Genomic DNA, 798 nt, shown 5'->3' on the forward strand with positions numbered 1-798 from the left:
GATGCTGAGCTGATAATACTCATTCGCGAAGTGTGGGAGGATAATATGTCAGTTTATGGTGCAAGAAAAATATGGAAGCAGCTACAGCTTGACGACCATCAAGTCGCCCGCTGTACAGTCGAACGATTGATGCGAGTTATGGGAATTCAAGGTGTTCGTCGGGGTAAAGCACATAAGACAACGATACCTGACGAGCAACAAGTAAAGCCACTTGATTTAGTTAATCGTCAATTTACTGCTGAGCAGCCAAATCAACTTTGGGTAGCTGACATCACCTATGTTGCCACATGGAGTGGGTTTGTTTATGTCGCTTTCGTGATAGATGTTTTTTCACGATACATTGTAGGTTGGTGTGTATCAACGACAATGCACACAGAGCTTATTCTTGATGCGTTAGAGCAAGCTATTTGGCATCGTGGCAACCCCGAAGGGTTAATTCACCACAGCGACAGAGGCAGCCAATATTTGTCTATACGATACACTGAGCGACTTGCTGAAGCTGGAATTCAAGCGTCTGTAGGCAGTGTGGGTGACTCTTATGACAATGCATTGGCTGAAACAATAAATGGATTATTTAAAACAGAGATTATTCGCAAAAATGGTCCGTGGAAGAATGTTGATGCTGTTGAATACGCAACGTTAGAGTGGGTTAATTGGTTTAATAATCAACGCCTATTATCTTCAATTGGGTATATTTCACCAGCTCAATATGAAACAGACTACTATGATAATTTAAACGAGTCAGGTAAAGTGGCCTGACTTAAACAAACTGGTCTCCGATGAACTCGGGGCGATTCA

The 798-nt window shown here is 42.4% G+C and carries 1 protein-coding gene; it reads left to right on the plus strand.

Features of this window, described 5'->3' with window-relative positions:
- The coding region (locus tag AAEY57_RS19335; protein ID WP_350608587.1) for an IS3 family transposase at window positions 1-759 on the plus strand (759 nt) is incomplete at its 5' end.
- Between the last annotated feature and the right edge of the window lie 39 nt (window positions 760-798).

This window comes from Pseudoalteromonas sp. MER144-MNA-CIBAN-0113, assembly GCF_040308965.1.
In the GTDB taxonomy this organism is placed as follows: Bacteria; Pseudomonadota; Gammaproteobacteria; order Enterobacterales; family Alteromonadaceae; genus Pseudoalteromonas; species Pseudoalteromonas tetraodonis.